Annotated in this window: 24 protein-coding genes; 13 read left to right on the forward strand and 11 right to left on the reverse strand. The window is 70.8% G+C overall.

The features are described from left to right. Window positions 1–197: 197 nt before the first annotated feature. Window positions 198–1,358, reverse strand: a complete 1,161-nt coding sequence (gene rhaI / locus ACLVWQ_RS03680; protein ID WP_414106666.1) for an L-rhamnose isomerase — start codon at window positions 1,356–1,358, stop codon at window positions 198–200. A gap of 283 nt (window positions 1,359–1,641) precedes the next feature. Here rhaI and ACLVWQ_RS03685 point away from each other — a divergent pair, with 283 nt between their 5' ends. The 11 genes from ACLVWQ_RS03685 (at window position 1,642) to ACLVWQ_RS03735 (ending at window position 13,436) form a co-directional block, all read left to right on the forward strand. Continuing rightward, on the forward strand, window positions 1,642–3,159 hold the full coding sequence (locus ACLVWQ_RS03685) for a sugar ABC transporter ATP-binding protein (protein WP_414106667.1): 1,518 nt from the start codon (window positions 1,642–1,644) through the stop codon (window positions 3,157–3,159). Further along, complete coding sequence (locus ACLVWQ_RS03690; RefSeq protein WP_414106668.1) at window positions 3,156–4,196, forward strand: ABC transporter permease; 1,041 nt, start codon at window positions 3,156–3,158, stop codon at window positions 4,194–4,196. Before ACLVWQ_RS03685 ends, ACLVWQ_RS03690 begins: the two co-directional genes overlap by 4 nt. Next, a complete protein-coding gene (locus ACLVWQ_RS03695; protein ID WP_414106669.1) occupies window positions 4,189–5,178 on the forward strand; it encodes an ABC transporter permease in 990 nt (329 codons plus the stop codon). Before ACLVWQ_RS03690 ends, ACLVWQ_RS03695 begins: the two co-directional genes overlap by 8 nt. A gap of 95 nt (window positions 5,179–5,273) precedes the next feature. Further along, window positions 5,274–6,359 carry a rhamnose ABC transporter substrate-binding protein gene (gene rhaS / locus ACLVWQ_RS03700; protein ID WP_414106670.1) on the forward strand — a complete coding sequence of 362 codons (1,086 nt, stop codon included), beginning with the start codon at window positions 5,274–5,276 and terminating at the stop codon, window positions 6,357–6,359. Between the two features lie 147 nt (window positions 6,360–6,506). Next, on the forward strand, window positions 6,507–6,827 hold the full coding sequence (locus tag ACLVWQ_RS03705) for an L-rhamnose mutarotase (RefSeq protein ID WP_414106671.1): 321 nt from the start codon (window positions 6,507–6,509) through the stop codon (window positions 6,825–6,827). 58 nt (window positions 6,828–6,885) lie between these two features. Next, window positions 6,886–8,307 (forward strand): BNR repeat-containing protein, encoded by a 1,422-nt coding sequence (locus tag ACLVWQ_RS03710; protein ID WP_414106672.1) that lies wholly within the window; start codon window positions 6,886–6,888, stop codon window positions 8,305–8,307. A gap of 79 nt (window positions 8,308–8,386) precedes the next feature. Then, window positions 8,387–9,412, forward strand: a complete 1,026-nt coding sequence (locus tag ACLVWQ_RS03715) for a LacI family DNA-binding transcriptional regulator (RefSeq protein ID WP_414106673.1) — start codon at window positions 8,387–8,389, stop codon at window positions 9,410–9,412. 138 nt (window positions 9,413–9,550) lie between these two features. Then, window positions 9,551–10,852, forward strand: coding sequence for an alpha/beta fold hydrolase (locus ACLVWQ_RS03720; protein ID WP_414106674.1), 1,302 nt, complete (start codon window positions 9,551–9,553; stop codon window positions 10,850–10,852). Between the two features lie 80 nt (window positions 10,853–10,932). Beyond that, the gene (locus ACLVWQ_RS03725; protein ID WP_414106675.1) at window positions 10,933–11,706 is read left to right on the forward strand and encodes an SDR family NAD(P)-dependent oxidoreductase; all 774 of its coding nucleotides are present in this window, start codon (window positions 10,933–10,935) and stop codon (window positions 11,704–11,706) included. 63 nt (window positions 11,707–11,769) lie between these two features. After that, on the forward strand, window positions 11,770–12,609 hold the full coding sequence (locus ACLVWQ_RS03730) for a pentapeptide repeat-containing protein (protein WP_414106676.1): 840 nt from the start codon (window positions 11,770–11,772) through the stop codon (window positions 12,607–12,609). 101 nt (window positions 12,610–12,710) lie between these two features. Beyond that, window positions 12,711–13,436: a DUF2470 domain-containing protein gene (locus ACLVWQ_RS03735; protein ID WP_414106677.1), complete on the forward strand. Its 726-nt coding sequence runs from the start codon at window positions 12,711–12,713 to the stop codon at window positions 13,434–13,436. A gap of 48 nt (window positions 13,437–13,484) precedes the next feature. On the opposite strand, the gene ACLVWQ_RS03740 is transcribed toward ACLVWQ_RS03735, so the two are convergent. The 4 genes from ACLVWQ_RS03740 to ACLVWQ_RS03755 all read right to left on the reverse strand — a co-directional run bounded on the left by ACLVWQ_RS03740 (window position 13,485) and on the right by ACLVWQ_RS03755 (window position 16,913). Beyond that, window positions 13,485–14,534, reverse strand: a complete 1,050-nt coding sequence (locus tag ACLVWQ_RS03740; protein WP_414106679.1) for a hypothetical protein — start codon at window positions 14,532–14,534, stop codon at window positions 13,485–13,487. A 31-nt stretch (window positions 14,535–14,565) separates the two neighbouring features. After that, window positions 14,566–15,822, reverse strand: a complete 1,257-nt coding sequence (locus ACLVWQ_RS03745; RefSeq protein WP_414106680.1) for an FUSC family protein — start codon at window positions 15,820–15,822, stop codon at window positions 14,566–14,568. Window positions 15,823–15,880: 58 nt separating this feature from the next. Beyond that, window positions 15,881–16,375 (reverse strand): FBP domain-containing protein, encoded by a 495-nt coding sequence (locus tag ACLVWQ_RS03750; protein WP_414106681.1) that lies wholly within the window; start codon window positions 16,373–16,375, stop codon window positions 15,881–15,883. Window positions 16,376–16,526: 151 nt separating this feature from the next. After that, window positions 16,527–16,913 carry a hypothetical protein gene (locus ACLVWQ_RS03755; protein ID WP_414106682.1) on the reverse strand — a complete coding sequence of 129 codons (387 nt, stop codon included), beginning with the start codon at window positions 16,911–16,913 and terminating at the stop codon, window positions 16,527–16,529. Window positions 16,914–17,070: 157 nt separating this feature from the next. Here ACLVWQ_RS03755 and ACLVWQ_RS03760 point away from each other — a divergent pair, with 157 nt between their 5' ends. Further along, complete coding sequence (locus ACLVWQ_RS03760) at window positions 17,071–18,072, forward strand: phosphotransferase family protein (protein WP_414106683.1); 1,002 nt, start codon at window positions 17,071–17,073, stop codon at window positions 18,070–18,072. 30 nt (window positions 18,073–18,102) lie between these two features. On the opposite strand, the gene ACLVWQ_RS03765 is transcribed toward ACLVWQ_RS03760, so the two are convergent. Genes ACLVWQ_RS03765 through ACLVWQ_RS03780 form a run of 4 tightly spaced genes read right to left on the reverse strand, consistent with a single transcriptional unit; the run spans window position 18,103 to window position 22,675 of the window. Continuing rightward, on the reverse strand, window positions 18,103–19,461 hold the full coding sequence (locus tag ACLVWQ_RS03765) for a GH1 family beta-glucosidase (protein WP_414106684.1): 1,359 nt from the start codon (window positions 19,459–19,461) through the stop codon (window positions 18,103–18,105). Between the two features lie 50 nt (window positions 19,462–19,511). Then, the gene (locus ACLVWQ_RS03770) at window positions 19,512–20,351 is read right to left on the reverse strand and encodes a carbohydrate ABC transporter permease (protein WP_414107380.1); all 840 of its coding nucleotides are present in this window, start codon (window positions 20,349–20,351) and stop codon (window positions 19,512–19,514) included. Window positions 20,352–20,358: 7 nt separating this feature from the next. Further along, window positions 20,359–21,351, reverse strand: a complete 993-nt coding sequence (locus tag ACLVWQ_RS03775; RefSeq protein ID WP_414106685.1) for a carbohydrate ABC transporter permease — start codon at window positions 21,349–21,351, stop codon at window positions 20,359–20,361. A 7-nt stretch (window positions 21,352–21,358) separates the two neighbouring features. Further along, window positions 21,359–22,675 (reverse strand): ABC transporter substrate-binding protein, encoded by a 1,317-nt coding sequence (locus ACLVWQ_RS03780; RefSeq protein ID WP_414106686.1) that lies wholly within the window; start codon window positions 22,673–22,675, stop codon window positions 21,359–21,361. Window positions 22,676–22,841: 166 nt separating this feature from the next. Between ACLVWQ_RS03780 and ACLVWQ_RS03785 the strand changes: the two genes are divergently transcribed. Beyond that, the gene (locus ACLVWQ_RS03785; RefSeq protein WP_414106687.1) at window positions 22,842–24,164 is read left to right on the forward strand and encodes an ROK family protein; all 1,323 of its coding nucleotides are present in this window, start codon (window positions 22,842–22,844) and stop codon (window positions 24,162–24,164) included. A gap of 356 nt (window positions 24,165–24,520) precedes the next feature. Here the strand turns inward: ACLVWQ_RS03785 and ACLVWQ_RS03790 are convergent, their stop codons facing one another. Both ACLVWQ_RS03790 and ACLVWQ_RS03795 read right to left on the reverse strand, forming a co-directional pair. Then, a complete protein-coding gene (locus ACLVWQ_RS03790; protein ID WP_414106688.1) occupies window positions 24,521–25,216 on the reverse strand; it encodes an HAD family hydrolase in 696 nt (231 codons plus the stop codon). A gap of 52 nt (window positions 25,217–25,268) precedes the next feature. Further along, window positions 25,269–26,306 carry a PHP domain-containing protein gene (locus tag ACLVWQ_RS03795; protein WP_414106689.1) on the reverse strand — a complete coding sequence of 346 codons (1,038 nt, stop codon included), beginning with the start codon at window positions 26,304–26,306 and terminating at the stop codon, window positions 25,269–25,271. Window positions 26,307–26,318: the final 12 nt, after the last annotated feature.

Genomic DNA, 26,318 nt, shown 5'->3' on the forward strand with positions numbered 1-26,318 from the left:
GAGCCGCGGGGAACGGCGCGATCAGCCGAGACGGACCCGCGGTCGGCCACGATCCTCAGGCCCAACGGCGGGCGGCCCGTCGGGGTCCAGGCCCCGCAGGGAGCCGCGGGGAACGGCGCGATCAACCGAGACCGACCCCCACCCGACCACGAACCACCACACCGATGCCGAGCCCCTGCCCAAGCCAAGTGCAACGGCTACGCGCCCCAGCCGGCCTGCTGCCCCCCGACCCGCTCCTCGGCGATCTTCTGAGCCCACCCGGACCGGTGGTACGCCGCGATCGGGTCCGGGTCGAGACCCAGCTCCTCCCGCACCTCGGCCACCAGCGGCCGCACATCCGTGTTGTACGCGTCCATCACGACCGCGTTGGCGGCGAGCACGTCCCCGGACCGCTGCGCCGCGCCCAGCGCCTCGCCGTCCACGAGGAGCGCCTTCGCCGTGGCCTCCTGCACGTTCATCACCGAGCGGATGATCGCGGGGATCTTCGCCTCGATGTTGTGGCACTGGTCGAGCATGAACGCCACGTCCGCCGTGAAGCCACCGCCCCGGATGACCTCGTACATGATCCGGAACAGCTGGAAGGGGTCCGCGGCGCCCACCATCAGGTCGTCGTCCGCGTAGAACCGCGAGTTGAAGTCGAACGCCCCGAGCTTCCCCTCCCGCAGCAGCGTGGCGACGATGAACTCGATGTTCGTGCCCGGCGCGTGGTGCCCGGTGTCGACGACGACCTGCGCCTTGGGGCCGAGCTTGAGGCAGTGGGCGTACGCGGTGCCCCAGTCCGGCACGTCGGTCGCGTAGAAGGCCGGCTCGAAGAACTTGTACTCCAGGAGCATCCGCTGGTCGTCACCGAGGCGCGCGTACACCTGGGTGAGCGCCTCGGCGAGGCGGTCCTGGCGCTCACGGATGTCGTCCTGGCCGGGATAGTTCGTACCGTCCGCGAACCACAGCTTCAGGTCCTTGGAGCCGGTGGCGTCCATGATGTCCACGCACTCGATCAGGTAGTCCACCGCCTTGCGGCGCACCGCGGCGTCCGGGTGGCAGACGCTGCCCAGCTTGTAGTCGTCGTCCTGGAAGGTGTTGGAGTTGATCGCGCCGAGGGTCAGACCGCGCTCCTCGGCGTACTTCGCGAGCGCCCCGTAGTCCTCGACCCGGTCCCACGGGATGTGCAGCGCCACGGTCGGCGCGGTCCCCGTGAACTCGTGGACCTTCGCCGCGTCGTCCAGCTTTTCGAAAGGATTGCGAGGGACCCCGGGCTGCGCGAACACCTTGAAACGGGTTCCCGAGTTCCCGTACGCCCATGACGGCGTCTCTACTGCCTGCGTCTTGAGGGCGGCCTTCACCGCGGCGAGCTCGGTCACTTCGGGGCTCCTGTGACTTCCGTTGTGGCATCGGGTTCGAACCACTTCTGAACACCCTGGCTCTGAAACGATTCAGAAGGCTGAAGTTATGAGCCGCCCGAAAGGCTGTCAACCCCTCCGGCGCGGACGCCTTGCCGTGACTCGGTTGTGACCTTTGGCTATCGAAAATTTCGGCCTGTACCCATTGACGTGACCTGGGCTACATGTCTAACGTCCCGGCAACCTAGTTGAAACCTTTCACGACGTCGTGAGGCCGCATCGCCCGCGTCGTTGAGGAGCCCTCATGACCCACCGGTCCGACGCGGGTCCGGCCCCCGTGCTGGCACTCGAGGACATCTCGAAGTCCTTCGGTGCCGTACGCGCCCTGCGGGACGTGTCCCTGGAACTGTTCCCCGGCGAAGTGCACGCAATCGCCGGTGAGAACGGCGCGGGCAAGTCGACCCTCATCAAGACGCTCGCCGGCGTGCACCGACCGGACGCCGGTCAGGTGCTCCTGGACGGCGAGCCCACGATCTTCCACGGTCCAGCCGACGCCCGCGACGCGGGCATCGCGGTGATCTATCAGGAGCCCACTCTCTTCCCAGACCTGTCGATCGCCGAGAACATCTTCATGGGCCGCCAGCCGCGGCGCGCGCTCGGCCGGATCGACCACAAGGCCACACACGCCTCGACCCTCGCCCTGATGAAACGCCTCGGTGTCGAACTCGACCCCGACCGTCCGGCGCGCGGCCTGTCCATCGCCGACCAGCAGATCGTCGAGATCGCCAAGGCGCTCTCCTTCGACGCCCGGGTCCTGATCATGGACGAGCCGACCGCCGCCCTCACCGGCAGCGAGGTGGCCCGTCTCTTCGGAGTCGTCCGGACGCTGCGCGAGCAGGGTTCGGCCGTGCTGTTCATCTCGCACCGCCTCGAGGAGATCTTCCAGATCTGCCAACGCGTCACCACCCTGCGGGACGGCGCCCTGATCTCCAGCGAACCGATCGAGGGAATGACCGAGGAGGACCTCGTACGCCGCATGGTCGGCCGTGACCTCGACGAGCTCTACCCCAAGCAGGACGTCCGGGCGGGGGAGATCGCGCTGAGCGTGCGGAGGCTGACCCGCGAGGGTGTCTTCACCGACGTCTCCTTCGACGTCCGCCGCGGTGAGATCGTCGGCCTCGCCGGACTCGTCGGCGCCGGGCGCACGGAGGTCGCCCGAGCCGTCTTCGGCGTCGACCGCTGGGACGCCGGAGAGGTCGAGGTCGACGGGCGGAAGCTGACGAACGGCGCGCCCTCCACGGCCATGGCCGCGGGGCTCGCCCTCGTCCCCGAGGACCGCCGCGCCCAGGGCCTGGTGATGGACATGTCCATCGAGCGCAACATCGGCCTGACCGGGCTGCGCACGACGGTGCGGGCGGGGCTGATGGACCGCGGTGCCGAGCGCAGCCGCTCCCTCGACTGGGCCGTCAAGCTCCAGGTCAAGTACGCCCGGATCGCCGACAGCGTCAACACCCTGTCCGGTGGCAACCAACAGAAGGTCGTCCTCGCCAAGTGGCTCGCCACCGGCCCGAAGGTGCTGATCGTCGACGAGCCGACCCGGGGCATCGACGTCGGTACGAAGGCCGAGGTGCACCGGCTGCTCAGCCAGCTGGCCGCCGACGGGGTGGCCGTCCTGATGATCTCCTCCGACCTGCCCGAGATCCTCGGCATGGCCGACCGGGTCCTCGTCATGCACGAGGGCCGGCTCACCGCCGAGATCGCACGCACCGACGCCACCGAGGAATCCGTGATGGCCGCAGCCACGGGGAGGGCAGCCGCGTGACGGTGACCGCTCCCAAGCCCGCCCCCGCCGCCGAGGTGCCCAAGTCCAGCGGCACCCGGCTGGTGGACCGCGTCTTCAAGATGCGCGAACTCGCCATCCTGGCGGTCTTCCTGGTGATGATCGTCATCACCCAGATCGGCAACAGCGACTTCCTGTCCGAGCAGGGCATCAAGGACCTCCTGCTGAACGCGACGATCCTCCTGCTGGTCGCCACCGGCCAGTCGCTGGTCGTCATCACCCGCAACGTCGACCTGTCGGTCGGCTCGACGCTCGGCGTCAGTGCCTTCGCCGCCGGCACGTACCTCCAGGGCGGCGGCAACCCGGTCGTCGCCGTGGTCCTCGCGGTGCTGCTCGGCATCGGCTGCGGTCTGGTCAACGGGCTGCTCGTCAGCCTCGGCCAGGTGCCCGCGCTCGTCGTCACCCTGGGCACGCTCTACATCATCCGGGGCCTGGACTCCATCTGGGTCGGCTCCCGGCAGATCACCGCGGCGAACCTGCCCGACGGATTCATCGACTTCGGCGCGGGCGGCCTGTCCGCCGTGCCGTGGCTGGCGATGATCGCGCTGGTGGTGCTGGTCGCGACGGCGTACTACCTGAAGCACTTCGGCAGCGGCCGCGAGCTGTACGCCCTCGGCTCCAACCCGGAGGCGGCCCGCCTCGCCGGAATCCCCGTACGCAAGCGGATCCTCGCCGCCTACACCTTCTGCGGAGCCCTCGCGGGACTCGCGGGCGCGCTGTACCTCGCCCGGTTCGGCAACGTCGACTCAGGTACGGGCAACGGCTACGAACTCACCGTCGTCAGCGCGGTCGTGGTCGGTGGCGTCGTCTTCACCGGCGGCTCCGGCAGCGTCTACGGAGCGGCTCTCGGCGCGCTGCTCCTCACCTCGGTCAACAGCGTGCTGCCCGCCCTCGGCGTCAGCTCCGTCTGGGTGCTCGCCATCAACGGCATCCTGCTCATCCTCGCCATCGCGGTCGACCGGATCGTCGCCCTGCGGGTGGCGACCGCCCTGAAGAAGAGGAACGCCCGCCATGGCTGACTCCGCTCTCACGCGCGCCGTCCGCTGGGACACGGTCGTCGGCGCCCTCCTGATCGTCGTCCTGCTGCTGTCCTTCACCACCGTGGACGGCTTCGGCAACGCGCTCAACCTGTCGTTCCTGATCGGCAACACGCTGCCCATCGCGCTGATCGCCCTGCCGATGACGCTGCTCGTGGTGTCCGGCGAGATCGACCTCTCGGTGGCCTCCACGGCCGGCCTGTCCGGCGCCGTGATGGGCGCCCTGTGGAACCAGGGCATGACCATCGAGACGATCATCCCGATCTGCCTGCTCCTCGGGGTGGTGTGCGGGCTGATCAACGGCCTGCTGGTGACCCGCCTCGGGCTGCCGTCCCTCGCCGTCACCATCGGCACGCTCGCCGCCTACCGGGGTATCGCGCAGATCGTGCTCGGCTCCGACGCGGTGACCGACTTCCCCTCCCAGTACCTGGACTTCGCGTCCGGGCGGCTCGGCGACACCTTCGTCCCGTACGCCCTGCTCCCCTTCCTGGTGCTGCTCGCGATCGCCGTGGTCGCGCTGCACGCCACTGCGTTCGGGCGCTCCCTGTTCGCGGTCGGCGCCAGTGAGGAGGCCGCGCGGTTCGCCGGTATCCGCGTCAAGCGGCAGAAGCTGATCCTGTTCACGATGACCGGGCTGATGGCCTCGCTGACCGGCATCTTCTGGGCGCTGCACTACGCCAGCGCCCGTTACGACAACGCCACGGGGCTCGAACTGTCCGTCGTGGCGGCCGTCCTGCTCGGCGGCATCGACTTCGACGGGGGCAAGGGCACGCTCGGCGGTGCGATCGCGGGGGTCTTCCTGCTCGGGGCGCTGCAGAACGTGATGAGCCTTCAGGACGTCTCCGCGCAGTCGCAGATCGTCGTCACCGGTGTGCTGCTGGTGCTGTCCGTGCTCGGGCCGCGGGTCGCGCGGCAGGTCTCCATAGCGCGGGCCGGTCGCCGGGCGCAGAGCTCCGCTGGTTAGGCCGTTCGAAATCTGCGGGCCGTCTGTGGCTGGTCGCGCAGTTCCCCGCGCCCCTGAAGGGGCGCACCGTACTCACCCCAGTAAAGGACCCAGCCATGCGCAAGTCATCGATCCGCCGGGCCTGTGCGGCCCTGGCCGCAGTCACCTCGCTCACTCTGGCCGCGACCGCCTGCGGTGGTGGTACCTCCAAGGACGACGTCAAGGACGAGGGCGGTTCGAACGCCGCCGCCGGCAAGGCCGATCCGAACGCCGCCACCAAGAAGGGCCTGACCGTCGGCTTCCTGCCGAAGCAGGTCAACAACCCGTACTTCACCTCCTCCGACAAGGGCGGCGAGGCCGCGCTGAAGGAGCTGGGCTCCAAGTACAAGGAGGTCGGCACCAACAGCGGCACCGACACCTCGGGGCAGGTCTCCTACGTCAACACGCTCACCCAGCAGCAGGTCGACGCGATCGCCGTCTCCGCGCAGGACCCGGGCGCCCTGTGCACCGCGCTCAAGCAGGCCATGAAGAACGGCATCAAGGTCGTCACGTACGACTCGGACACCAAGGCCGACTGCCGCAACGTCTTCGTCTCGCAGGCCAGCGCCGAGGCGCTCGGCCGCACCGAGGTGCAGCTGCTGGCCGAACAGCTCGACTACAAGGGTGAGATCGCGATCCTGTCCGCCGCGCAGACCGCGACGAACCAGAACACGTGGATCGACTTCATGAAGGACGAGCTCAAGGACCCGAAGTACAAGGACATGAAGCTGGTCAAGGTCGCGTACGGCAACGACGACGCCCAGCAGTCCTTCCAGCAGACCCAGGGCCTCCTCCAGGAGCACCCGAAGCTGGCCGGCATCATCTCCCCGACCACGGTCGGCATCAAGGCCGCCGCCCAGTACCTGTCGGGCTCCAAGTACAAGGGCAACGTCAAGCTGTCCGGCCTGGGCACCCCGAACGACATGCGCAAGTACGTGAAGAACGGCACCGTCGAGGCCTTCGAGCTGTGGGACCCGGCGAAGCTCGGCGAGCTGGCCGCCCGCACCTCCGTCGCGCTGGTCTCCGGCCAGATCAGCGGCAAGGAGGGCGAGACCTTCAAGGCCGGTGACATGGGCAGCTTCACCATCGGCAAGGACGGCGTGATCGACCTCGGCAAGCCGACCGTCTTCAACAAGGACAACATCGACCAGTTCGACTTCTGACCGCCGCACAGCCGCACACTCACACCGCCACACAGCTACACGGCCCGGCGGCCGGACGGTCGAGGGCTGGACCGTCCGGCCGCCGCCCGTGCACCCGCGGGCGGTCCGGCCGGCACCACCTCACCCACGACCCGGGAGCGGCACTTCATGCAGCGCGTCTGTTTCCTGCTCAAGGTCCGTAAGGACCGGCTCGACGAGTACCGCGAGAGACACGCCACCGTGTGGCCCGAGATGCGGGAAGCCCTCTCGGCCACCGGCTGGCACAACTACTCGCTCTTCCTCCGGGACGACGGCCTGCTGGTGGGCTACCTGGAGACCGAGGACTTCGCGGCGGCGCAGGCGGGCATGGAGGCCACCGGGGTCAACGCCCGCTGGCAGGCCGAGATGGCGCCGTTCTTCGAGTCGCTGGACGGCGCCAGGCCCGACGAAGCCATGAAACCGCTCACGGAAGTGTTCCACCTCGCCTGACCACCGTGCTCTGTCCTCGCTCGTCCTCCTCGTCCCCACACGCCAAGGAGCCCCGGACATGAAGAGACGCACCCTGCTGACGACCGCCCTGCTCGGCGCCGCGGCGGCCCCCGCCCTCGCCGGCCCCGCCAGGGCGGCCGTCCCCGGCCCCTCGGTCACCCGGGCCGGGACCACCACGCTCGACAGCCAGGCCATCTTCTTCGTCTCCTACGACGGCCTGGTCAACAACAACTCGTTCCAGAAGAACGCCCTGCTCACCTACAAGGGCCACCAGTACGCCGCCTGGTACACCGCCGACCGCAACGCCGTCGTCGGCCGCCGTGCGCTGGGCGCCGGCACCTGGTCGACCCTGCGGGTCGGACACACCCTGCGGTACGACGACTCCCACAACGTCATCTCCATGGGGCTGTCCCGGTCGGACGGCCGCCTCCACCTCCACATGGACTCCCACAGTGACGGCTTCACCTACGTGAAGTCGGCGGCCGGGCTCATGGACGACCCCGCGGGGCTGAGCTGGACCGCGAGCAGGTTCGGCGCGCCGCAGTCCACCCTCGACGGGCTCGCGCTCACCTCGCAGTTCACGTACCCGCAGTTCGTCGCCACGCCCGACGGAAAGCTCCAGCTCAGCTACCGTGCCGGGGTCTCGGGCAACGGCCGCAACGCCCTCGCCGAGTACAACGGCACCTCCTGGACCGCCCTCGGCGAGTGGAGCGGGTCCACCGGCACGTACACCAGCGGGCACGGCTCCAGCACCGCCCGCAACATGTACCTGCACGGCATCGACTACGACAGGAACGGCCGGCTGCACTCCTTCTTCACCTGGCGCGAGCAGAACAACGCGGTGATGTGCAACGGCGGCGGGCTCACCAACCACGACACGGGCTACGTCTACTCGGACGACCGGGGCCGCACCTGGCGCAACGACGCGGGCGCGGTCGTCGGCACCACCGGCTCCTCGAACACGGTCGCCGTCACCGACGGCGGTCTGGTGATCGACGCCCTCGATCCGGACCACTCCCTGATGAACCAGGAGAGCCAGGCCACCGACTCCGCGGGCCGCCCGCACGCGATCATCAGCTACGTGCCCGGCCGCTTCGGCCAGTGCACCACGAACTACGTCGGAGACCGGACGGCGAACGGCCGTGCCTTCCACGTCCGCAGGACCGCCACCGGCACCTGGCGCAAGACCGAGATCCCCCTCGCCCTGAACTCCAGCCAGCGCACCCGGCTGGTCCTCGACACGTACGACAACGCGTACGCGATCCTGCCGTTCGGGCGCATCGCCGCCGCGTCCGCCGCGTCCGGACACACCGACTGGACGACCCTGTTCGACGGCGGCGGCCTGGACGCGTTCGGTGAGGTCCTCGTCGACGAGACGAGGATCGCCCAGGACGGCGTGCTGTCGATCCTGTACCAGGTCAGGTCCAGCGGGACGACGCCATCGGCCCTCCGGGTCATCGACTTCGGGCTGCCCGCATGACGGAGTCCGTCCCGGGTGGGCACGCGGGTAATGTGACTGCGTGCCCACCACTCCCCGTTCCCCCGGAGGTAACCGCCTGATGGCCCAGTCGGTGGGTATCAAGGACGTCGCACGAGTCGCCGGAGTCTCCGTCGGCACCGTCTCGAACGTCATCAACCGCCCGGACACGGTGGCCTCCGAGACCCGCGCCCGGGTGCTCTCCGCCATCGACCGGCTCGGCTACGTCCGCAGCGAGTCGGCCCGGCAACTGCGCGCCGGGCGCAGCCGCATCATGGGCCTGCTCGTCCTCGACATGGGCAACCCGTTCTTCGTGGACGTGGCGCGCGGCGCCGAGCGGGCGGCCCGTGAGGCCGGGCTCGGCGTGATGGTCTGCAACAGCGCGCAGAGCGCGGGCGAGGAGGCCGAGTACCTGTCGCTCTTCGCCGAGCAGCGGGTACGGGGCGTCCTGTTGACCCCCGCCGACGCGACCGGCCGCAACATAGAGACGTTCCGCCGGCACGGCATCCCCTTCATCCTCGTCGACCGGGTCGCCGAGGGCACCACCGAGTGCTCCGTCTCCGTGGACGACGTGGCGGGCGGCGCCCTGGCCGTACGGCACCTGATCGACGCGGGCCACCGTTCCATCGCGTACGTGAGCGGGCCGCCCGGACTGAACCAGGTCAGGGACCGCCGCACGGGCGCCCTGAAGGCGCTCGACGAGGCGGGACTGGGCCCGCAGTGCCTGCGTGAGCTGCCCACCGAGCGCCTCGACGTGTCCGCGGGCCGCGACGCGGGAGCCCGGCTGCTGGGCCTCGGGGACCGGCCGACGGCCGTCTTCTGCGCCAACGACCTGCTGGCCCTCGGCGTCCTGCAGGCGATGTTCGCGGCCGGTGTGAGCGTCCCGGACGACCTCGCGATCGTCGGCTACGACGACATCGAGTTCGCCGCGGCGGCGGCCGTCCCGCTGACCTCGGTGCGCCAGCCCGCCGTGACCATGGGCGCGCTCGCCGCGGAACTCCTCCTGGAGGAGACCGAGGCCGACACGACGCACGCCCCGCACGAGCACCGGCGCGTGGTGCTCCAGCCGGAACTGGTGGTGCGGCGCTCCACCCTCCCACCGCGCTGACCGGCCGTTCGGTCCGGGACACGGTTCCGGGCTGATCGGCCGGTCAGTACGGATTTCTTGATTCCCGGGCTCGGCTCACCGGAGAACTTGTGTTGAACTGGTTCGCGGTCAGGAATCCGTCCGTCTCGGGAGCCCCTTTTGAGCGCCAGTTACCGTCAGCCCGGTGTCGTCCTCAGCGATCGCCGGTTCACCGTGCCTCTCGATCACGACGCCCCCGCCGGGGAGACGATCGAGCTGTACGCCCGTGAAGTGGTCGCGAGTGACCGCGCGGACCAGGACCTGCCCTGGCTGGTGTACCTCCAGGGCGGCCCCGGCTTCGGAGCCAACCGCTTCATCGGCAAGGAGGCCTGGCTCGGACGCGCCCTGGAGGACTACCGCGTCCTGCTCCTCGACCAGCGCGGCACCGGCAGTTCCACCCCGTTGAGCCGGCAGACGCTCCCGCTGCGCGGCGGACCCCGCGAACAGGCCGACCACCTCGCGCTGTTCCGCGCCGACTCCATCGTCCGCGACTGCGAGGCGATCCGCCCGGCCGTCACGGGAGGCGCGCCCTGGGCCGTCCTCGGCCAGAGCTTCGGCGGCTTCTGCGCGACCCACTACCTCTCCACCGCGCCCGAGGGCCTCAGCACGGCCCTGCTGACCGGCGGACTGCCCGCGCTCGACCTGCACGCCGACGACGTCTACCGGGCCGCGTACCCGCGTATCGAGCGCAAGGTCGCCGCACACTACGCGCGTTACCCCCAGGACATCGAGCGGGCCCGGCGGATCGCCGAGTACGTGGTGGCGCACGAGCCCGTCCTGAACGGCGGCTACCGGCTCACCGTCGAGGCCTTCCAGTCCCTCGGCATGATGCTCGGCAAGGGCGACGGCAGCCACCGCCTGCACTACCTCCTGGAGAACGCCTTCGTCCGCACCGCCCAGGGCCCGGCCCTGTCCGACGCCTTCCAGGAGGACGTCCAGTCCCTGCTCTCCTTCGCGGGACATCCCCTGTACGCGCTGGTCCACGAGGCCTGCTACGCGCAGGGCGAGCGCCCCACGGCCTGGTCCGCGGAGCGGGTCCGCGCCGACTTCCCGCAGTTCGACGCGGCCAAGACCCTCGCGGGTGACGGGCCGCTCCTGTTCACCGGTGAGACGATCCACCCCTGGACCTTCGACTGCGATCCCGCCCTGCGCCCCCTGCGCGAGACCGCGGACCTCCTCGCCGAGCGCACCGACTGGGCCCCGCTGTACGACGCCGCCCGCCTCGCCGCGAACGAGGTCCCCGTCGCCGCGGCCGTCTACCACGACGACATGTACGTCGACACCGAGCACTCCCTGCGCACGGCCCGCACGATCCGCGGTCTGCGCACCTACGTCACCGACGAGTTCGAGCACGACGGCGTACGCGCCGGCGGCCCGCACGTCCTGGACCGCCTCCTGGCCCTGGCCCGCGACGAGGCCTGAGCCCCCCGTCAGGGGCGCGGGGAACCGCGCGCCCGGCCACATCGGACCCGCAGTTCAAGACCGCTCCCCGGGGTGAACCCATGACACGTTTCAACGGCTACGGAGTACTGATCACAGGGGCCGGCCAGGGCATCGGCGAGGCGACCGCGAGACGGCTCGCGGCAGAGGGCGCGTCCGTGCTCGTCACGGACCGCGACCTCGCGCGAGCCGAGCGGGTGGCCGTCGAGATCCGAGAAGGCGGCGGCACCGCCGAACCGTACGCGTGCGACGTCGCCGACCGCACCGCGGTGGAGGCGGCCGTCCGCACGGCGGTGGACGCCTTCGGCGGCCTCGACGTCCTGGTCAACAACGCGTGCGCGTGTCACGCCGACCCCGCCTCCTTCGAGGAGTACGAGGACGCGCCGTGGTACGAGGACTTCGAGGTCACCCTGCACGGCGCGTTCCGCTGCGCCCGCGCCGCCCTGCCGCATCTGGTGGCGGCCGGGGGGCGGGGCGCGATCGTCAACATCGGCTCGGTCAACGCCGAGCGGCACTTCGGCGCGCAGGCGTACAGCGCGGCGAAGGCCGCACTGGCCTCGCTCACCCGCACCCTCGCCGTCGACTGCGCCCCGCGGGGTGTCCGGGTGAATCTCGTCGAGCCCGGCACGGTCCGCACCGACGCGTGGGAAGGCCGGAGCGACGCCCTCGAACGAATCGCCCCCCATTACCCGTTGGGGCGGGTCGGCGAGCCCGACGACATCGCCTCCGCGGTCGCCTTCCTCGCCTCGGCGGACGCGGCCTGGATCACCGGGGTGACCCTGCCCGTCGACGGCGGCCTGCTGGTGAGCAACGTGGCGATGTTCCGCTCCATGTAGCGGGGGCGGGTGCCCCGACCCGCCGGTGATCGGCACGGGCGCGCGCTGCGTAGGCTGGGGCCCATGCGAGACGAACCCGGTGGCGCGGCACCCGCCCGTACGGAACTGCGGGCGGACTGTGCCGAGTGCTTCGGGCTGTGCTGTGTGGCGCTGCCCTTCGCCGCCTCGGCGGACTTCGCGATCGACAAGGCCGCCGGGAGCCCGTGCCGCAACCTCCGGACCGACTTCGGCTGCGGCATCCACACGGAACTGCGTCCGCGGGGCTTCAACGGCTGCACGGTCTACGACTGCTTCGGCGCGGGCCAGAAGGTCTCGCAGCTCACCTTCGGCGGTGAGAACTGGCGCTCGGGCGCCCCGGACCGCGCCCGGCTGATGTTCGACGTGTTCCCCGTGGTCAGGCAACTGCAGGAACTGCTCTGGTACCTGACCGAGGCCCTGCACCTGCCCGCGGCCCGCTCCGTCCGTCCCGAGGTGCGCCGCGTGCTCGACCGTACCGAGGCGCTCACCCACGGGACTCCGGAGGAGCTCGCCGCGCTGGACGTGGCGGCGGTCCGTCAGGAGGCCAACGTGCTGCTGCTGCGCGCCAGCGAGCTGGCCCGCGCCGGTCTCGGCCGGGGCAGGAAGAAGGAGCGCAGGGGCGCCGACCTGATGGGTGCCCGGCTGGGGGGCGCCGATCTGCGCGGCGCCAACCTCCGGGGCGCCTTCCTCATCGCGGCCGACCTGACGGGGGCCGATCTGCGCGGGGCGGATCTGATCGGCGCCGACCTGCGCGACACCGACCTGACGGACGCCGATCTGACCGGTGTCCTCTTCCTCACCCAGCCGCAGCTCAACGCCGCCAAGGGCAGCGCCGGCACGAGGCTCCCGGAGTCGTTCACCCGCCCCGGACACTGGACCTCCTGAACCCGTCCTGCGTCGCCCGAACCGTCGATCCGCCGCGCGTGGTTGGCGTACACCCCGATCTTCGATAGGTTAGGCAAGGCTTACCTAAGGGAGGTTTTGGGATGGGTGACCGTCACAGCTGGACGGCCGCACCGGCCACGGCACAACGTGCCCGGTCGGTGCTCGCCGCGGCGTGGTCCTGCGCGGTGACCGCGGAAGGCGGTCGGGAGGAGTTCATCGGCGTACACACCGTAGCGGCGGACGGCCGGGTGCTGCTGCACCTGCCGGACGACAGCATGCTCACCACGGCCGCGGTCTGCGCGCCACGCGGAGAGCCGTCCGCCGTACTGGAGTTCGCCGACGTCGCGCCCGTCCCGGTACGCGACCGTATCCGCTCGCGCCTGTGGATGGCGGGCTGGTTCGCGCCCGAGGACGGACACCTGACGTTCCGTCCGACCCGTGCCGTGCTGCGCGAGCTCGGCGGGGCGGTCGTCGTCGACCTCGACGAGTACGCCGCCGCCGAGCCCGACCCGCTGGCCCTCGCGGAGGCACACCTGCTCACCCACCTCGCCGACGCCCACCCGGACGCCGTCGAGCGGCTGACCCGCCTCGTCGAGCCGGACAGCCTGCACGGTGTCGTCCGCGTGCAGCCGCTCGCCGTCGACCGCCACGGACTGACGCTGCGCGTCGAGCGCGCCCGCGGTCACGGCGACGTACGACTGCCGTTCCACCGGCCCGCGGACGACGTCGGACAGCTCACCGAGCGCATGCACGCGCTGCTCACCCAGGCGAGCGCCGCGAGCTGCCCGCGCACACTGCAGCGACAGCGCACGGAGGGTGAGGGCTGACCCGGCGGGCGGACGGCCCCGGCCGCCCGGGGCGCACCGAGGCCCGGCTCACCAGTCCCCGTCACCGACCGGCTTGCCCGGCGCGTCACCCAGGGGTTTCACCTGACCGGGCGCCGGCGGCTGCCACGGGGTGTGGTCGTCGCCGATCCAGTCGCCGACCGGCTCGACGGCGCCGAGCGCGTCCGTGGGGGCGAGGTCCGTGGCGTCCTCGTCGTAGTAGTCGAACCAGGGCAGCCCGGCGCGCGTGTACGCCGCGCGGTCGACGGGGGACGGCGGGGGAGCCTCACCCGTGATGCGCCGCCACTCCGGCGGCGTCACGAGGTGGACGAAGACCCGCCCGGCCGCGGTGGTGGCCCAGTCGGACAGCGGACGGTCGTCCCGGTAGACCTCCTGGCGCAGTGAACCGCCGACGCCGAGCCCCATCGCTGCCGCCCTCCGTGGCGCGGCACCCGCCGGGGCCGGCAGGGCACCGGGCGGGGGCACCGGGGCCGCGGCGCCGTAGCCGCCCGACGCCGTCCGGGCCCGTACGCGCGCCGCCGCCTCCCTCGCCAGCCGGAGCCGCTCCTCGCGCCACGCCTGCAGCGCGGCGTCGTTCAGCGGGAACGACTGCAGCTGTACGCCGCCCCACACCTCCTCGCCGGTGACCTGGCCCTCGACCGTGGCGCCCATCCCGAGCGGGACCGCGACGAACTGACGGACGGTGCCCTTCCCGGAGTTGATGCCGTCGAGCCACGGTTGACGGGGCAGCACCACGTAGTTCTGCGGGTCCCGGGCCGGCCGGGGGCTCCAGGGCTTGCCGGACACCGCGCACACCTTGCCGACGCCCACCTGCAGGGCCGCCGGTTCCGTCGTGCCGCCGAAGCTCAGCCACATCGCCTCACGCAGGTGGACCGGCAGCATCACTCCGCCGCGGGCCAGCCACTCGGCGGGCACCGTGTCCGGGTGGTCCGCCACGCGCCGCAGCGGGAACTCGCCGAGCCCCGGCGGCAGCGCGTGCGTGCCCGACTCGGGCAGGCGCAGGGTGCGGACGAACCGCACCCGTACACCGCCCGGCAGCCGCAGTGAGTTCCCGTCGATCCGCACGGCGCTGTCGGTCATCCGCACTCCCTGCTCGCTGGTCGTCGTTTCGTCATACGGACACGTCGCTCCGGCCCGACGGGACGGGGCGCTTCCGCCGCGACCGCCGCAGGCGCTTGCGGAGGCGGTCGAGCCGGGGCATGCGCTCGCGCTGTTCGCGCGTGCAGCGGTCCAGCTCCTCCAGGAGCCGGCGGGAGCGGTGCTCCATGTCGAGTTCGTCGAGGATCCGGGTCACCTCGGTCACCACGGCACCGTACAACTGCCACTGGTGCGCGTCCCGCTGCACCTCCTCCAGGAGGAGCTGGGCGAGCTTGTCCCGGGTGGCCGTGGCGGCGGTGAGTTCGGAGGCGAGCCGGGACTCGGCCGACTCGGCGCTGTGGCTGACATCGGTCGTGACCAGCACGGCGAAGCTGACCACGGCGTCACCGACCTCGGACAGCAGCCGCTCGAACGTCGCCCCGGTGTGCGACTCGAACAGCGGCTCGGGGGCGCGTTGTCTGGCGAGGTCGGTGAGGGTGCGCGTGAGCACCCGCAGGACCACCGTGCAGATCTCCAGCGTGTCCAGGCCGGTACGCAGGACGACCCGGTGCAACAGCCCCTCACGGACCCGCGGATTGAGCCGCAGGCTGTCCTCGGCCTGCTTGAGGGCCGCGTCCACGTCGACGATGTCGTGGTCGAGCTGCCGTGCCTCGTGGAGGCTCTCGGTGGCGACGGCCACCGGGGGCCGGCCGGCCGCCTCGTCGCCGACGCGCAGCATCAGCCGCCGCATCCGGCGGGCCAGGTCCTCGATGGACTCACCGGCGGCTCCGACCCACACCGGAGGGGCGAACAGCAGGTTGCAGCCGAGCCCGACCACGGCGCCGATCACCGTCTCCAGGATCCGGGCCCAGGCGGTGTCGCCGACCCGGGTGACACCGAGGACCAGCATGGCGCTGATCGCCACCTCGGGCACGAACTCACTGACCCGCACCAGGTGCCCGACGGCGAGCGCGGCCAGGATGAGCAGGCCGAGACTCCACCAGGTCAGTCCCACCAGGGCGCTGAAGCCGATGGCCACCAGGACGCCGGCCACCACGGCGTTCACACGCCGTATGCCGGTGGTGAGGGTGGCGTAGAGCGTGACCTGGACGACGATGAGCGCGGTCAGGGGAGCGGTGAGCGGGGCGGCTTCGGGGCTGAGGCGCAGCGCGACCACGTACGCCACCGTCGCGGCCGCCGCCGACCGGACCGTCTGGACGATCACGGGTTGCCCACGCCACTTCGTCACTTGGGCGGTGGCCAGGGCCCAAGCCTCACGTACATCTCGCATCCCTGGGCACTTCCCGTTCGACAGCCGTGTCGAACGCGTTCGGGCGACCAGGGTTCGGTCAGGAGTGCAAACGGTCCAGGAAGGCCGACAGATGGCCGTTCGTACGGGCGATCTGCTCCTCCACGGTGAGGGTCTCCTCGAAGCGGGACCCGGACTCCAGGGACTTCTTGCCGCGTACGTAGAGGGAGCAGGCGAGGTCGGCGCAGATGTAGACGCCGACCGAGTTGCCCTCGCGGCCCGCCGGGCCCACCTTGCGCGCCGTCATCAGGGAGACGCCGTTCCCCGGGTGGGTGGTCAGGCAGAGCGAGCACATGCTGCGGTGCAGGAAGCCGCGCTGCTGGGAGGGGAAGCGCAGAGTCACGCCGACGGGGTCGCCGGACCGCTCGGCCACCAGGTAGCTGCGGTCGGGCGCGCCCGGGTCCCGCCAGCCCAGGAAGTCCAGGTCGTCCCACGGCCGCTCCGCCAGGTCGCGCGGCACCGTCAGGCGTTTGGCCTCTCCCTTGGAGCAGTTGACGAAGGAGGTGCGGATGTCCTGTTCGGTGAGCGGTCTCATGACGGGTTCCCCTGGCGGATCGCGGGCATCGGAAGCAAACCTAGGGAGATTAGGTTCTGTCCTATGCTACGTAGTCCATTCGGAGAGGGCTAATGGGTTTCTGGGGTGGCCTCATGGTGCGGTACCGGCAGGTGCAGGTCCCTCGTGACGGCTAGGCCTCGTCGTCGGGCTCCGCGTCGGGAGCGGGACTCGAATCTGTGTTCGACAGGCGGAGTGCGAGGGTGCGCAGGAGGTCGGTGCTCTTGATGTCGGAACGGTCCGTGTCGTGCACGTCGGCGAGTTCCGAGAACAGGAAGGCGAAGGCGCCGACCAGGGAGATGGCCGCGGGCATCAGGGCGTCGACGACTGCCTGGCCCGCTTCGGCCGGGGTCGCGTCGCCGGGGACCTCGACCGACGGGAAGACCTCGGTCACGAGCCTGCCCAGTTGGGCCTCGCCGGCGTCGATGTCGACCTGGGTGTCGTTGTTGAGCCTGCGCACCATTTCCTGGGTCTCGGTCAGGACGCCGATCGCTCGGAGGATGATCTCGCTCTGTTCCATGCGGGGAGCTTATGCGGTTGGCTGTTTTGCGGTGGGGGAGTGGGGGTTGGGGGAGGCGTCCATCGGTGTAGCCCCGCGCCGTCCCTGAGAAGCTGCGTAGTTCCCCGCGCCCCAAAAGATCGTGCAAGGGCTGCTCAAGGGTCCGTAGCCTGGTGGTATGACGGAAGAACGGGTCCGACGGGTTCTGGAAGCTGCCGGGATTCCGGCGGGGCGTCTTGCTCGGTGCCGGGCGCTCGGCGGTGGGACGTACAACACCGTCGAGGAACTGCTCCTCACCGACGGCAGCCGGTACGTGCTGAAGACCCCGCCTCCGCCCGATGCGCCCGGTCTGCGCCATGAACGTGAACTCCTCGTCTCCGAGGCGGAGTTCTACCGTGCCGCCGCCACGGTCGACGTCCCCGTGCCGCGCGTGGCGGGTGCCTCCTTCGAGGTGTCCGTGCCGGCGGGCCGGTATCTGCTGATGACCGCCTGTCCCGGCGACATGTGGGACGACCGCCTCACGGCGGACGAACAGGTCTCCCTGCGCGCGGAGTTGGGGGGCCAGGTGGCCCGCCTCCATCAAGTGACCGGCCCTGGCTACGGATACCCGTCCGGCGCGCTCGGCCCGCCGGCCGCTGACTGGCGCTCCGCCTTCGCCGCCATGTACGCGGCCGTCCTGGACGACGCCCGGCGGTACGGGGCCTGGCTGCCCCGCCCGGTGGACGAGGTGGCCCGTACGGCCGCGGCCGCGTACGACGCCCTCGACGAGGTGACCGTCCCGCGGTTGGTGCACTTCGACCTGTGGCGGGGGAACATCCTGGTCGAACGTCCCGGGGGCCGGCCGCAGTCCGGCCCGGCCGGCCGCGCGGCGCCCCGGATCGGCGGGCTGATCGACGGCGAGCGGATGTTCTGGGGCGACCCGCTGGCGGACTTCGTGTCCCTGGCGCTGCTGGACGACATCGAGAAGGACCGCGACTTCCTGAGCGGCTATCAGGAGGCGGGCGGGCGGGTCGAGTTCACCCGCCCGGCCCGCCTCCGGCTGGCCCTCTACCGCAGCTACCTCTACCTGATCATGCTTGTCGAGACGGTCCCGCGCGGCACGGCGGAGGACGATCTCGCGTGGCGCCGGGACACGGTGGTCCCGGAACTCGTCGCGGCGCTGGACGAACTCGCCCGGTGACGCAGGAGCGGCAGGAGCGGCAGGAGCGGCTCAGGCCGCCCTGCGCTCCCGGCCGCCGTGCTCCCGGATGATCTCCGCGTACCGGTGCCCGCTGCCCTTCACCGTGCGCCGCTGCGTCGGGTAGTCGACGTGGACGAGGCCGAACCGCTTGTCGTAGCCGTACGCCCACTCGAAGTTGTCCAGCAGCGACCAGGCGAAGTAGCCCGCCAGCGGGGCCCCCTTGCGGACCGCGGAGGCGCAGGCCGCCAGGTGCTGTTCGAGGTACCGGGTGCGCTCGGGGTCCTCGACGGTGCCGTCGGGGCCCACGACGTCCGGGTAGGCGGAGCCGTTCTCGGTGACGTACAGCTTCCGGGCGCCGTAGTCGTCCTTGAGGCGCAGCAGCAGGCCCTCGATCCCGGCCGCGTCGACCTCCCAGTCCATGGCCGTGCGCGGCACACCGTGCCGGCGGACCTCGGTGGCGTACGGGGCCGGTCCCGTCGGGTCGTCCGCGATGGCCGTCGGGAAGTAGTAGTTGAGCCCCAGCCAGTCCAGCGGCTGCGCCATGGTCGCCAAGTCGCCCTCCCGCTCGGGAAGTTCGACTCCGTACACCTCGCGCATGTCGGCCGGGAAGCCGCGGCCGTGGACCGGGTCGAGCCACCAGCGGTTGGTGTGGCCGTCCATGCGCCGGGCCGCCGCGATGTCCTCGGGCCGCTCGGTGGCGGCCTCGATGCTGGACAGGTTGTTGACGATGCCGACCTGGGCGCCGGGGGCCGCGGCCCGGATCGCCTGGGTGGCGAGGCCGTGGCCGAGCAGCAGATGGTAGGAGGCGCGGACCGCCGCCGTGAGGTCCGTGAGGCCCGGGGCCATCCGTCCCTCCAGATGACCGATCCAGGCCGAGCACAGCGGCTCGTTGAGGGTCGTCCAGTGCTGGACGCGGTCGCCCAGGCGTTCGGCCACGACCGTCGCGTACGACGCCAGGTGGTACGCCGTGTCGCGCTCGGTCCAGCCGCCCCGGTCCTGGAGCACCTGCGGCAGGTCCCAGTGGTAGAGCGTGACCGACGGCGTGATGCCGGCCTCCAGCAGGCCGTCGATCAACGCGTCGTAGTAGTCGAGCCCCTTGGCGTTCGCCGGCCCGTCGCCGCCCGGCACGACCCGCGGCCAGGCGATCGACAGCCGGTACGCGTTGGTGCCCAGCTCCTTCATCAGGGCGATGTCCTCGCGCCACCGGTGGTAGTGGTCGCAGGCGACATCCCCGTGGTCGTCGCCGTCCACCTTCCCCGGTGTGTGCGAGAAGGTGTCCCAGATGGAGGGCGAACGGCCGTCCTCGGCGACGGCACCTTCGATCTGGTACGCCGAGGTGGCCGTGCCCCACACGAAGTCCTGGGGGAATGCGGCGAGATCGATGGTCACAGAAGTCCTTTCCGACACGGGGGAACTGGGCGGTACGCGGGAAGCGGTGGTCACTTGACGGCCCCGGCGGTGAGTCCGGCGACCAGATAGCGCTGGAGCAGCAGGAACCCGGCGACCACGGGAACGCTCACCACGAGCGAGGCGGCCATGACCTGGTTCCAGTACACGTCGTTCTGTGTGGCGTAGCCCTGGAGACCGATGGCGAGGGTGCGGGTGGTGTCGTTGGTCATCACCGACGCGAACAGCACCTCGCCCCACGCCGTCATGAACGCGTACACGGCGACCGCGACGATCCCGGGCACCGCCGCGGGCACCACGACCCGGAAGAGGGCGCCGAGCGGGCCGCAGCCGTCCACCATCGCCGCCTCGTCCAGATCACGCGGCACCGACTCGAAGTACCCGATCAGCATCCAGATCGAGAACGGCAGCGAGAACGTCAGATACGTGAGGATCAGACCGAGCCGCGAGCCGAAGAGCGCGATGCCCGTGGCGTTGCCGATGTTCACGTAGATCAGGAACAGCGGAAGCAGGAACAGGATCCCGGGGAACATCTGGGTGGACAGCACGGTCACGGTGAACAGGCGCTTGCCGCGGAACCGGTAGCGGCTCACCCCGTACGCGGCGAAGATCGCGATCACCACGGACAGGACCGTCGCCGCGCCCGCCACGATCAGCGAGTTGAGGAAGTACTTCGCCAGCGGGACGGTCGACCAGATGTCGATGTAGGGGCGGATCGTCAGCCCGCTGGGCAGCCAGCGGAACTCACCCGACACGTCCTGCAACGGCTTCAGCGAGCTGGACACCATCACGTACACCGGCAGCAGGACGAAACCGGTGAGCAGGGTGAGGAAGATCCGGCGCGACCAGAGGAAGGAACGCGGCGCGGCCATCGGGGACCTAGGCATCGGCGGCGGCCCTCCTTCCGCGTGAGGTCAGGACGAGGTACACGCCCGTCACCACCAGCAGGAACAGCAGGAGCAGCACGGACATCGCGGATCCCGTCCCGAAGTTCCAGGTCACGAACGACGACTGATAGATGTGGATCGAGATCAGGTCGGCGGCCTCCGGCGCCGACTTGCCGAACAGCACGTACGGCGTGTTGAAGTCGTTGAACGTCCACAGGAACAGCACGAGGACCAGCACCTGGTTGACCGGGCGCAGCGACGGCAGGGTGATGCGGCGCAGTTGCTGGAGCATCCCGGCCCCGTCGATCGCCGCCGCCTCGTACAGCTCCTTGGGGATGTTCTGCAGGCCCGCCATCACGATGAGGAAGGCGAACGGCCAGCCCTTCCACACCGACACGACGAGCAGCGCGACGAAGCTGTTGTCACCGATCAGCCAGAAGGACGGGCTGTCGGTGAGGCCCAGCTGGTCGTGGAGCACGTGGTTCACCAGGCCGTTGTCACGCTGGAACATGAACGCCCAGGTGATGACGGCCGCGTACACCGGAAGCGCGTACGGGACGAGGAAGACGGCCCGCAGGAACCCGCGGCCCCGGAAGTTCTCCTGCATGAACACCGCGGCCGTCGTCCCGAGCAGCCAGCACAGGCCGACGGAGAGCACGGTGAACGCGCAGGTGACGAAGAACGAGTGGAGCAGCGCCTTGCCGATGGGCGCGTCGAAGTCCACGGACAGGCTGTAGTTGTCGAAGGCGGTCCAGGGCGCGGCACCCCAGTCGCGGATGTAGAACTGCGTGAGCTCCTTGAAGCTCATGACGATGCCGATCACCATCGGCACCAGATGGACGAGGAGTTCGAGGAGCAGAGCGGGCAGCAGGAGCAGATACGGCAGGGCGATCCGCCGCACCCGCCCGGTGCGGCGGCGCGGGGCGGGCCCCGTCGCACCGGGCGGTGTCTCCTTCTCGACCGCGCTCTGAGCGGTCACGGTCATCGAGCGCTCACTTCTTCGGCATCTGCTGCTGGGCCTCGTCGAGCTTCTCCTTGACCGAGGCCGTGGTCGCCGGCCGCCCGGCCGCCGCGTCGGCGAAGAGCTCCTTCACGGCCGTGCCGACCGCGGTCTCGAACTGCGACTCGTTCGGCACCTGCGGCAGTGGCGCCGCGCTCTTGGCGAGCGTCTCGCGGATCACCTTCAGCGCGGGCGAGTTGAAGGCGGGGTCCTCCTGGGCCGCCTTGACCGGAGGGATGGACCCGTAGGTCTCGTTGAGCGACTTCTGCTCGGCGTCGCTCGTCATGAACTTCACGAACTTCAGGGCGCCGTCGATGTTGTCGGTGTTCTTGAAGACGGCCATGTTGATGCCCGCCACCATCGAGTTGACGGCCGTGTCGGCGCCCGGCGCGCCGGACTGGACCGGCACCGGAGCGACGCCCCACTCGTCGTCGCTCATGCCGTGCGCCTTCAGCGTGGTGGCCGCGGTCTGCCAAAGGACCATGGACGTCTTGTCCTTGGCGAAGTCCTGGAGGGACTGGTTCTGCGCGTACTCGGCGTTGCCGGGCGCGACCACCTTGTCCTTGCCCATCAGGTCGACGTACTGCTTGACCGCCGCCACGGCCCCGTCGGACGTGAAGTCGGGCTTGCCGTCGGCGTCGAAGAAGTCGGCGCCGTGCTGCTTGCCGAGGACGAAGACGTGGTGGATGTTCTCCGAGAGGTTCGCGCCCTCGGCGCCCAGCGCCCACTTGCCGTCCTTGGAGATCTTCTTCCCGTCGGCGACCAGCTGGTCCCAGGTCGCGGGCGGCCCGGATATCCCCGCGTCCTCGAACATCTTCTTGTTGTAGTAGAGGGCGTACGCCATCGAGTACAGCGGGACCGCCGCCGGATCGGAGCCGGTCGCGCCCGCCGAGCCGAGCGCCGACTCCACGAACCGGTCCTTGCCGCCGATCTTCTCGAAGTTCTGGGCGTCCCAGGGCAGCAGCGCCCCCGTCGCCTGCAGCGAGGCGGACCAGGTGTTGCCGATGTTGAGGACGTCCGGGCCCTGTCCCGAGGTGGCGGCGGCCAGGATGCGGTTGAGGAGGTCGGACCAGGGGATGACCTCCAGCTTGACCTCGATGCCCGTCTGTTCCTCGAACTTCTTCAGCTCGGGGGTGAGGACCTTCTTGTCGGCCTCGATGCTCGCACCCTGGTTGGAGGCCCAGTAGGTGAGCGTCTTCGGCGAGTCGTTGGACCCGCCGTCCGTCGACGAGCCACCGCCGCAGGCGGTCACGGCGGCCAGCAGTGAGACAGTGACCGCGCTCGCGGCCGCGGCTCGGGTTCTGCGCATGACGTCAGGCGTCCCTTCCTGAGGGAAAGCGAGAGGCGTCGTGCGTTCACTTCCCGAACGACCCTCACGGCTTAATTTAGGACGTGAGTTAAGACCCGGAAGAAAGTCGCGTCAAGGGATAGCACAGCGGTATCTTGCAGGTCGGGGGTCCGGCGGAAGGAACCACATGGCGGGGCGGAACGGTCGTACGGTGCGTGACCTGCGACGCGGCAATCGCACGGCCGTGCTGAGGCGGCTCTACTTCGACGGACCGATGAGCCGGTTCGAGCTCGGTCCCGTCACCGGACTGAGTTCCGGCTCCGTCAGCAACGTGGTCGCCGAGCTCGTCGCCGACGGCCTGGTGGAGGAGGCGGGCAGTGTCGACTCCGACGGCGGCCGGCCCCGCACGCTGCTGCGGGTCGCCCCCGCCAGCGGCCACATGATCGGCGTGGACGTCGGCGAGACCCGCGTCCGCGTCGAACTCTTCGACCTGGCCCTGACCGAACTGGCCCGCACGGAAAGACCCTTGGAGAACCAGGGCCATGACGTCGACGTCATCGTCGGCCACATCAGGGACGGCGTCGCACAGGTCCTCGCCGACGCGGGCATCGCCCCCGAGCAACTGCTCGGCGTGGGCATCGGCGTGCCCGGCATCGTGGAGCGCACCGAGGCCGAGGGCGCCGTGGTGCACGGTCAGACCATGGGCTGGCCGTCCGTCCCGCTGGAGTCGCTGCTGCGTGCCGCGTGCGGGCTCCCGGACTCCGTCCCGTACTTCACCGACAACGGCGCGAAGACCCTCGGCCAGGCCGAGATGTGGTTCGGCGCGGGGCGCGGCGCGCACAACGCGGTCGTGGTCCTCTTCGGCTCGGGCGTCGGCGCCAGCCTGGTCTCGGACGACGTGGAGCAGGGCCGGGCCGTGGAATGGGGACATCTCACGGTACGGGTCAGGGGGCGCCGCTGCCGCTGTGGCGCGCTCGGCTGCCTGGAGGCGTACGCCGGGGCCGAGGCGCTCCTGGAGCGCTGGGAGGAGGCGGGGGGACGGCCGCCGAAGGGGGTCGACGAGGAGACCGCGCTGACCGCCATGCTCGCCGCCGCGTATCCGGCCGGGGACGCGGCGGCCGGCGGCTCCGCGGGTGACGGCCCGGTGGCCGACCCGGTGGCGCTGGCCGTGCTGGAGGAGACGGCCGAGTACCTGGGCGCGGGGCTCTCCGACCTGATCAACCTCTTCCAGCCCGAACGCATCCTCATCGGCGGCTGGGCCGGACTCCAGCTGGGCTCGCGCTTCCTGCCCGCCGTCCGCGCCCACGCCGTGTCGTACGCGTTGCGGCACCCGGCCGAGCGGGTCACCATCGAACTCGGCGCGCTGGGCCCGGACGCGGTCACGGTGGGCGCGGCGATCCTGCCGCTGGCCGACTTCTTCGCACACGGCGGACGCCGCCCGGGGGTGTCGTCCGGGGGCGCGCCGCTTCCCGCCTGGCGCACGGCTCTGGAGGAACGCTCTCCGCGCTGACGCCGGCGCGACGCCGACGGGGTGTTTGCCGACTCTCCCCGCCAGGTGCCCGGGACCTTGTTCGACTGTTCGACTGCTCGACTGTTCACCTGTCCGACTGTCCGAAGGCGCAGGGCAGAGGGGGGCAGAGGAAAGGCCCCGACCGGACGGGGGAATCGCGGTCGGGGCCGTTTGTGGGTGGCCGCGGATGGCGGTCGCCTCTCGGCGGAATGCTCCACAGGGCTTCAGCCGAACGATCTTCCCTGTGGGCGGAAGGTGAGGCCCGGGGACACTGTCCCATCCGCACCCACAGCTGATTTAACGGGAAACTACTCATGAGTGTTCCCAGGTCGGAACGGCGTGGGCCGTGATCTGTGTCACCGTTCGGCCGACGGCCGGTCGGCCGCTCCGCGGGCACGCGCCAGCGGGCTGCCGGACAAGGACGCGAGGAGATGGGCCGGGTCCCGGTAGACGGCGCTCGCCCCGGCCTCCTCCAGGTCGGCGCGCGGGATGCCACCGCACAGCACCCCCACGCAGCGCACGCCTGCCCGGGTGCCCGCACGCATGTCCCAGACGGTGTCGCCCACGAAGACCGAGTGTTCGGCGCCGGCCCCGACGAGTTCCAGGGCGTGCGCCACCGGATCGGGTGCGGGCTTCCCCGCGTCCACGTCGTCGGCGCTCGCCGTGGCCCTGATGACGTCGTCGGCGTCGACGGCCCGCAGGAGTGCCGTGAGCTCACCGCCGCCGGCGGAGGTGGCGAGCACGACCGACCAGCCGTCGTCGTCCAGGCGCCTCAGCAGGTCTCCGGCGCCCGGCAACGGGGGCAGCCGCTCGAAGTACGTGCCGTACAACGCCTTGTGCGCGGCACTGATCGTGTCGTCCTGTCCGGTGTCCCGCGACTCGCCCAGCAGATGGGCGATCAGGTCGGTCGAACCGAGGCCCACCGCCCGGTGCACGGCGTGCATCGACACCTCGTGTCCGGCCTGCCGGAACGCCTCCCACCAGGCCGTCACATGGAGGTGGTTGGTGTCGACCAGAGTGCCGTCCACGTCGAAGACGGCCGCCCGCTCCATACGTCGTCCTTTCGTCGGGTGCCGCGTCCGTTCGAGGGCTTCGAGTACCACGTCAGGGCGCCCGCAAGCCCGGCGGAGTCACGCGATCTCGCGCCCAGGCCAGCAGATCCTCGGCCGGCCAGGTGGTGACCACGCGCTCCGGCGGCACCTCGCACTCCGCTGCCCGCGCGCACCCGTAGACCTGCCACCCGAGCTGACCGGGCGCGTGCGCGTCGGTGTCCACGGCGAACAGCACCCCCGCCGCGACGGCCCGGCGGAGCAGTCGGCGTGGCGGGTCGAGCCGATCGGGACGGCTGTTGATCTCCACCGCCGTGCCCGTCTCGGCGCAGGCGTCGAACACCGCGTCCGCGTCGAACTCCGACTCGGGCCGGCCCCGCCCGGTGACCAGCCGTCCCGTGCAGTGCCCCAGGACGTCGGACCGGGGATCGCGTACGGCGGCGACCATCCGGCGTGTCATCGCGGCCGCGTTCATCCGCAGTTTGGAGTGCACCGACACCACGACGACGTCGAGCCGGTTGAGGAGGTCGGGCTCCTGGTCCAGCGACCCGTCGTCGAGGATGTCGCACTCGATGCCGGTGAGCAGCCGGAAGGGGGCCCACCGCTCGTTCAGTCCCGCCACCACGTCCAGTTGCTCGCGCAGCCGTTCGGGGGACAGGCCGTGGGCCACCGTGAGGCGCGGCGAGTGATCCGTGAGGACCGCCCACTCGCGCCCGAGCCGCGCCGCGGTGCGGCCCATCTCCTCGACGGTGCTGCCGCCGTCCGACCAGTCCGAGTGTAGATGGCAGTCACCGCGCAGCAGCGCCGCCAGCTCCTCGCCGCCCCGGACGAGGGGGTCCGCGGCCTCCTGCTCCAGTTTCGTCAGATAGCCGGGGGCCTGGCCGGCCAGTACCTCGCGCACCACCTGCGCGGTCTTCGGCCCGATGCCCTTCAGGGACTCCAGCGACCGCTCGGCCGCCCTGCGGGCCACTTCCTCGGCGGGCAGCCCCGTCACGACGCGCGCCGCCGTGCGGAACGCCCGTACGCGATAGGTGGGGGCCTGGGACCGCTCCAGCAGGAAGGCGATACGGTCCAGCGCCTCGGCCGGGTCCATGCCTCCAGCGTG

This window comes from Streptomyces sp. CWNU-52B (assembly GCF_047444975.1).
Classification (GTDB): domain Bacteria; phylum Actinomycetota; class Actinomycetes; order Streptomycetales; family Streptomycetaceae; genus Streptomyces.